The following is a 7,053-nucleotide window of genomic DNA, read 5'->3' on the forward strand; positions in this document are numbered from 1 at the left end:
CCGAGAATGGTCAGGAACTCGCCGCGACGAACGGTCAGCGACAAATTGCTGACCGCGGCGACCGCCCCATACATCTTAACGAGGTGCGTCGGCTCATCTACACCACGGATGACATCTACAAGCCTGATTTCGGCTTTTCGATCCCTGTTGCGTTTCTTTGTTCGGCTCAGGTGAGCCTGTTTCCTCGTCCCGGCCCACAGGATTTCCCGCGAGCGTGTCGAGACGCAGTCAAAGCTGGCCGGTGCGATGGCGGCACGGCCGGCTGCGAGGTTTCCAGGCCACGCCTTGACGGCGTCGAGCACGGCGCCAGTCTGGAGCGGACCGAGGCGGCGGTCGTGCCGGCACATTCTTATATTTGCCCGGCACGGACGACCACGTAGCAAAGAGTGGCGCGAGAGGATGAGAGTGCTGCCACGCAGCCGTTATTATAGTCGTTCCTCCTTTGTGTCGTCCGTGCGCCGCTTCTATCCTCCACGATGGAGAAGCGGTCGCGGTCGTCAGTGCCGGGCTGATGAAAGCGTCCACGATGCTGCCACAGCGAAGGATGGCACGGTGGAATGCGGAACCGTGATGGCCTCGAGCCGTCGGATAGGCTGTGCAGTGCCTTCTATCGCCGGGCGGGCTGCTTGCGGCTTTGTGCGGCAGGACAAGGGTCGGGGTGCCGGCGCGCATAGCGGCGGATACCGCCCGGGTGATGTGGACACACCCGGCGTGATCATGAAGGTCGTTCCAGAAGGGGCTCGGCGGCGCTTGCCCGCACCGCCAGATGACAAGCGTGAACCATTGCTCTCCGCAGCAGGGGCAGCGATGCGCCACCGCAAGGCGCTCGGCGGCGACAGCGGCGCTTTCGGCATCCGGTTCTAGATCGTTCTGCTGCGATCCGGCCAGCAGCCTGCGGCATAGGTTGAGCTTGGCGGCAGGATTACCGTTGGCGAGGAAGCCGTAGTGGCGGATGCGATGGAAACCGTCAGGCAGCGTGAGCAGGAGAAAGCGACGGATGAACTTGTGCGCGTCGAGCTTCAAGACCTTGGTTTTGCCGCGCTCCGCCAGCGGAACGCGACCCGCTCGTCGGCGGTGCTAATCAGTCGGGAATTGGCGATGGCGACGCAATGGGTATAGCAGCCGAGATAGGCCAGCACCTGCTCGGCCCGAAGGTCGGCTTGGCGGAGACGACCCATTGACGACGATGAGCCTCGGCGAGAAGCAGACGAGGGCATCAGGCTTTGCTAGGTAGGCGAGATCGCCGAAGAAGCCCAGCCCGCCCGCATCATAAGCCGCTCGGAGTTCCTCCAGAAAGAGACGGCGGAACTGGCGCGACAGCACGCGCACGGGCAGGAAGAACCCCGGCCGGCCCTCCATCGAGGAGATGCCGCCGCCCGGGACGATGCAATGGATGTAGGTGAGGTTCTGGCCCCAGCTGTGCAGCACCGCTATAAGACCGATCCCGGGCGCCGAGCTGTCTGGGATCTGCGGCGATCGTGCGCAGCGTCTCGGCGGCCGCCTTAAACAGGATCGTGTACATCGCCGCCTTGTTCTGGAAGGCGATTGCGGCGACCTCGGCCGGCAGCGTGAACACTACGTGGAAGTAGGGAACCGGCAGAAGCTCGTCCTGCCGCGCAGCTAGGCATTCCCGGCAGGCCTTTCCCTGGCAGTCACATGGGCGAACTCGGGTCAACCGGATTGTGTACGGCTTACGGCTTCATGGATTATCTCCTCGTGTTGTTAGGGATCCGAGGTTGAGCCTGTTTCCAATTCAAGCATTTCTGGCTCGGTTGAAACTCACATACGGTCGCCGCCTCGCGGCGGCTGCACCCTTATCCCCTTTGGTGAACTCAGCGCCCAGACCCTTCAGCTGCTCAGCAGTCGCACCACCGGCGCCGGGTCGTTCGCCTTGGCCCGATCCAACAGCAGATCGTCGCGCGCCGCCTCGACCTTTTGCAACTGCTCCAGGATCAGCTCAAGCCGGTCGAGCTCACGCACAACCTGTGCCTTCAGGCGGAAAGGTAAGGCGCGACCATCACCCGTTTGCAGACCCTCGAGCCTGGCGCGCCGGTCGCGACGCAGCGGCTCATAATCACGGACACCCTGGGCGAACAGGAGGCCCTAGATCCGGTTGACGTGCTCCACCCGCTCGGCGATCAGCGTCTTGCGCTCCCGGCAGATTCGGCGGCATCCTCTTCCTGGGGGCTCGGCGGCTTGACCATGGAGCAGGCCCGCGGCTCGCCGCGCTTGTAAGTCAGCAGGATCCGTACCAGGGTGTTGCGTCGATCTTATCGGTCTTCGCCCGCCGGCGTCGCCGAGACACCAGGATCGAGGCGGCGTCGAGCACGTGGCTCTCGATCGCTTCGCCCTGAAGCACCCGGCCGTCTAGTCCGGCCCGTTGGATGACAATAATCCGGAAGCGCTCGCCGGTTCGTGCCCGAGCCTTTTCCTGGAGTGTCGCAAACAGCTCCGGGAGTCCCGCAACGTCCCCGCCTCACAGAGAATGCTTGGACATCTTCTCCCCGCCACCCGGCGACATTGAAGTGATCAGCCCACATTGATCGAGACAGTTCCCTCGAAACAAAGATCGCGCCAAGATCGATGCGGATAGCGGCCTGTTCCGGCCGATTTGCAACCTGTTGCATTGTCGTCTGCAGAATAGGTGGGTTAGCAACGCCATTCTGCCTGACGGCAGGTCGCTATCCACCAGCCCATAGGATCTTGGGGCAATGCCGGTTGCGACAGGAATTGTAGGCCACGCGGATCGCCCCGCAGGACCGGCAGCCCTCGACATGGCCGCCCAGTTTGGCGGTCCGGCACAGTTCGATGGCGCTCATCGTGCGACGCTCGACGCGTCCGAGATGACCGTCATGAGCCTGCCGATATGCCTCGCCATGGCGGCGAAAGATATCCGACACCTCCAGTCTCGCCGACACGGGCGGAACCGATCAGCCCGACGGCACGACTTCGATGTTCAACCGGTCGAGCGGGCTTGTCGTGCGCCGGATGAGGCCGTTCGAGACCTTGATGTAGCGCGCCGTCGAGGACAAATTGTTATGACCAAGCAGCCACGCGTCATAATGCTCACTCTCTATGTCATTGAAAATCAAAGCGCTGTTGAGCGGGATCGGCTGTCGCATTCCGCGTGCGATAGGCGGCGATATCCGCCGTAACACACCTGCCGCCCTTTGATGATGCCGAGCCGGGCCATGCGCAGCGCCGTCATCACGCTCACATCCATGATTTGCGCGGCAGCTTCAAGCGTAATCTCGCCTCGCTCAGCCCATTCGCTGGCGCGGTGGACGGCAATGCCGTGATGGCTGCGGAACGAACAGATCCGCGCCTGGGTCCAGCCGTTGCCTCGCCCTGTCGGCTTACCGGCTCGATTGAGGAGCCGCGCAATCTGGCGGTCGGGCATCAGACGCGCCAGCTCGCGGACCAGCGACAAAGTATCCTCGGGGACTGTCCAGCGATACTTACCGGCGGCGTTCATCTTGAGCTCCAATGGTTCCCTCCCTGCCAATGCAGGACCATCTCGGTGACGCCACCTTCGATACGGACGACGATCTCGCGCAAGGCTGCGCGAACGATCCTCTTGCGCGTCGCAGATGTTGCTGCCGGGTGCGACCAGGCGAGGTCCAGATCGGCGCCGAGCCGCATCAGCTGATCCCGTTCCTTCTCTCCCAGCAGAGATGGTCTTCGCGCCTCGAGCGCGGCAATCTCGCCTTCGATCTCGTGCACGGCCTCAAGCGCGTTGTCCCAGCGGAGCTCCAGCTCGCCAGCGACCAGACGATTGGCCGAGTTGACGGCATCGTATTGCCGACGCGCATGGGTAGCCTCGTAACGCGCCCGCTGCAGTGCCAGCTCGAGCTGCCTTTGTGCGGCTGACGTCCTCGCTCGCGTGAACCTCGAGCGCATGGTTGCGGCGTCGATGCCGAGCGGCTTCAAGGCACCAAGAACCGCGGCGCCGACAGCCTCATCGGCGCGCAAGCCGCCAAACGAGATGCACCGCTCGGTGCCTCGATCTTCGCCCAGCCGAGCTGGCGAGCGCGATCGGCGAGTCCGTATTTGCCGGCGCTTGACTGATTGTGCGTAAGCTGATCGGCCGTCGACTGACGGATATAGACGAACGCACTGCGCGCAAGATGCTCAGCTGTGATCTTGTTAATCTGCGATTCCCCCCGTTTGCCAGAGCCATCGCGATCTCGCGCAGCAGCGTCTCCACCAGCATCGTCAGCTCGATCTCCTGTGCCCGTGTCAGCACAACGCTTGGCTCGCCTTCTTCGAACAGGCTTGGCTGGGGACTTTCGAATTGGCGCTTCATTGCGATCTTTCTCCATCGTTGAGTCGGACTGGAGAAATCCTAAAAGCGGATCGATCTCAGCGCGCAGAGATTGCAAGGTCCTAAGGGAAAACTGCGGCTGCGCCGACAGCTGTGCGTCGCCGCCTCGCGCGTCATCCAAGCCGGTATGCAGGCAAAGGAGCCGTCAGGCTGCGCAATGGCCACCAAGTCGGTACCACGGTACGCATAGCGCTTCAGAATGAGCACCGTCTAACCGCAGCGCGGATGAAATAGATAGTAAATCCGCCCTTCTTCCGGCTGTTGGCGGGCAGTATGTCGTTGTTTTGAGCAGCACCTGGATGATGCGGATGTCGGTGCCGTTCTCCAGCAAATGTGTGACGAAGCTGTGCCTGAGCGTGTGGACCGTCACGCGCTTGTCGATGCCGGCGGCGGCCCGCGCCGAACGACAAACCGAGTACAATACCTGAACGTCGATGGGTCGATTTGCATCCCGGCCCGGAAACAGCCAGCCCTGCGGCTTCGCCAGCGCCAGTAGACCCGCAGGATGCGCAGAAGCTGCGCCGACAGCATTACCGTTCGGTCCTTGCTGCCCTTGCCGTGCTCGACCCGGATCACGCCGCGTCCGCTGTCGATGTCGCCGACCTTCAGTCCGACAGTCTCCGAAGCGCGAAGGCCCGGCATAGGACGTCGTCAGGGCGGTGCGCGTATTCAGGCTCGGCACCGCCTCGAGATTGCGGACAACCTCGTCAGCGTTGAGAACCACCGGCAGCGTCCGTGGCGCGCGGGCATAGGCGATCCGCTCTCGGCATGACCCGGCGTCACGCCGTAAAAGAACCGCAGTGCGCACACCGTCTGGTTCAGGGCCGGCCACGAGATTCCGGTAGAGAGCAGATGCACCTGGAGGGCGCGAACGTCCTCCAAGTCAAGCGGTCCGGGATCGGCGACAGTAGCGGGAGAACTTCGCCATCGCGTGCACGTAGGATCGTTGCGTGGCCGGCGACAGATTGCGGATCGTCATGTCCTCGATGCGCCGGCGAAGCGGGCTCAACTCGGTCGTCTCATTGCTCTGTTCTCAAGATTGCGCTTCAACAGCCGCAATCCTTCAAAACAGAAGCTTCATCTGCAAACCGACCCACCATCTGCCGCGTTAGCGGCTTCCTTCAATCTACGATTCTCTCAAGACATGAAACGCTCCAGAACCTATTCCAAAAAGAGATGGGGCTATTCTGGACATTATATTAGCTCCTATCCTTAACTGAAGCATAATATTTGGACAGAACGCACTAAATCGCGCGTCCTTTTCTCAGCTCGCTGGGCATCCAGCAATCAAAGGGGACGCACGGCGGCAGCTTCCCGCAAAGGTGGGCGCAAGGGCGTGTTTGTTTTGGTTCGCGTGGTCATGTATCGAGCGCCTTGGCGGCCGATCTCGATGAAGTGTGACACGAACCAAGTCTAGGAGGGAGGCATGATAAACTTTGATTTGCGAAATAAAAAGGCTGTTGTAACAGGAGCGGCTTCCGGTATCGGTCTTGCCACAGCGCCAAAACCAGCAAGATCTGGCGCTAGTGTCAGGATAAATGACTTACGCGCCAAGGCTTTGGCACCTCGGGTGAGGGTTAACGGAATTTCACCCGGAGCGGTACGTTTTCCTTGGGAATGCTCATGAGAGGGTGGACAACGAGGAGTGGGTGCGAACCGCTGTTCCGCTTCAGCGTATGGTCAGCCTGAAGAGTATGCGGAACTCATCACTTATCTCGCGGCAGGCGCGTCCTACATAACCGCCCAGGTTGTAATAGGGATGGTGGCGTATTCCTTTTAAGCTGATGATGCAGGACTAGATGCGGTCATCCCTTGAAATGTATGCGGTTGACCCTTTGCGACGCGAGTTGCAGCTGAACCATTGTCAGTCGCCGAATGGGTATGAATTACCTGGTCATCGTTAGTCTGTGTCGGAGGCACCTTTATGCGTGTCCGTCGGGCGGGTTCGAGGTGTCCACCGGCTCCGTAGGCAGGCGTGATGATGCGAGTGGAGAGTTCGGATCGCGGCGAAAACTTCCATACGGACGAGACCGTGAGCGCCCAGGCGATACGCAGTAGCGGCCAATCAGGCTGACTGAATCGTGGGCCGAGGATCGATGTGCCGCCAGCGCACCTCGCCATCGACGGCGGGGCCGGGTCGATTTCCACGGTTTCGGCCAGCTCTGCCTGCTGGGCAAGCCGAGAGCCGTGTGGGATTGCCCGGCGGCGGATAGCCTTCAGGCGCAGCGCCATGGCGTTGAAGCGCTGCACCCAATCCTAAAGCGTCTGCGGGCCCATCCGCCGATCTTCGCGGCCGCCGACCGTCTCATGCCGTCCAGAACCGCGCGCCGCTCGAGGGCGCGGGAAACGATCAGCGGAGGCCGCCATTCGCAGCATGGACGTACTGGCACCCATGGTCATCGAGGCGCTCAGGAATACAGCGATTGTTTCTAACGGCTTCATTGTAGTAGCGCTGTTGACCCTCATTGCGTCCGCCCTGCATTGCGTACTTGTGCAGCGTCCGAGCGAAATTCGGCACAAGCTTTTTGGCCGTGCCTGACCTCAGACCTTGCTGTGAACATGCCATTGTCCGCGACTTCGATCATAAAGGTTCTGTAATTTTTTTGGTATCTGGCTGTCCAAGTTGGTCATCCAATTGCGATGGCAGAGTGCGCATGATGATCTGTTGAGGATAATCCGATGCTATATGCCCTACTAACTGCCCGCGGATTAGGAGCGCATTGAGGTAA

General features: G+C 61.2%; 2 protein-coding genes and 6 pseudogenes. All 8 read right to left on the reverse strand.

Features of this window, described 5'->3' with window-relative positions:
- A pseudogene (locus tag AC0L2M_RS34270) lies at positions 1–302 on the reverse strand (hypothetical protein); the annotation flags it as partial.
- 580 nt (positions 303–882) lie between these two features.
- Positions 883–1,669 (reverse strand): annotated as a pseudogene (locus AC0L2M_RS34275) (IS91 family transposase); the annotation flags it as partial.
- A 159-nt stretch (positions 1,670–1,828) separates the two neighbouring features.
- A pseudogene (locus tag AC0L2M_RS34280) lies at positions 1,829–2,627 on the reverse strand (transposase); the annotation flags it as partial.
- A gap of 75 nt (positions 2,628–2,702) precedes the next feature.
- Positions 2,703–2,918: pseudogene (locus AC0L2M_RS34285) on the reverse strand (transposase zinc-binding domain-containing protein); the annotation flags it as partial.
- 12 nt (positions 2,919–2,930) lie between these two features.
- Positions 2,931–3,050 (reverse strand): annotated as a pseudogene (locus tag AC0L2M_RS34290) (tyrosine-type recombinase/integrase); the annotation flags it as partial.
- 38 nt (positions 3,051–3,088) lie between these two features.
- On the reverse strand, positions 3,089–3,487 hold the full coding sequence (locus tag AC0L2M_RS34295; protein WP_473537230.1) for a helix-turn-helix domain-containing protein: 399 nt from the start codon (positions 3,485–3,487) through the stop codon (positions 3,089–3,091).
- Positions 3,472–3,972 (reverse strand): transposase, encoded by a 501-nt coding sequence (locus AC0L2M_RS34300; protein ID WP_473537232.1) that lies wholly within the window; start codon positions 3,970–3,972, stop codon positions 3,472–3,474. Before AC0L2M_RS34300 ends, AC0L2M_RS34295 begins: the two co-directional genes overlap by 16 nt.
- Before the next feature lie 638 nt (positions 3,973–4,610).
- A pseudogene (locus AC0L2M_RS34305) lies at positions 4,611–5,303 on the reverse strand (tyrosine-type recombinase/integrase); the annotation flags it as partial.
- Positions 5,304–7,053 lie beyond the last annotated feature (1,750 nt).

It is taken from the genome of Mesorhizobium sp. WSM4806 (genome assembly GCF_055811635.1).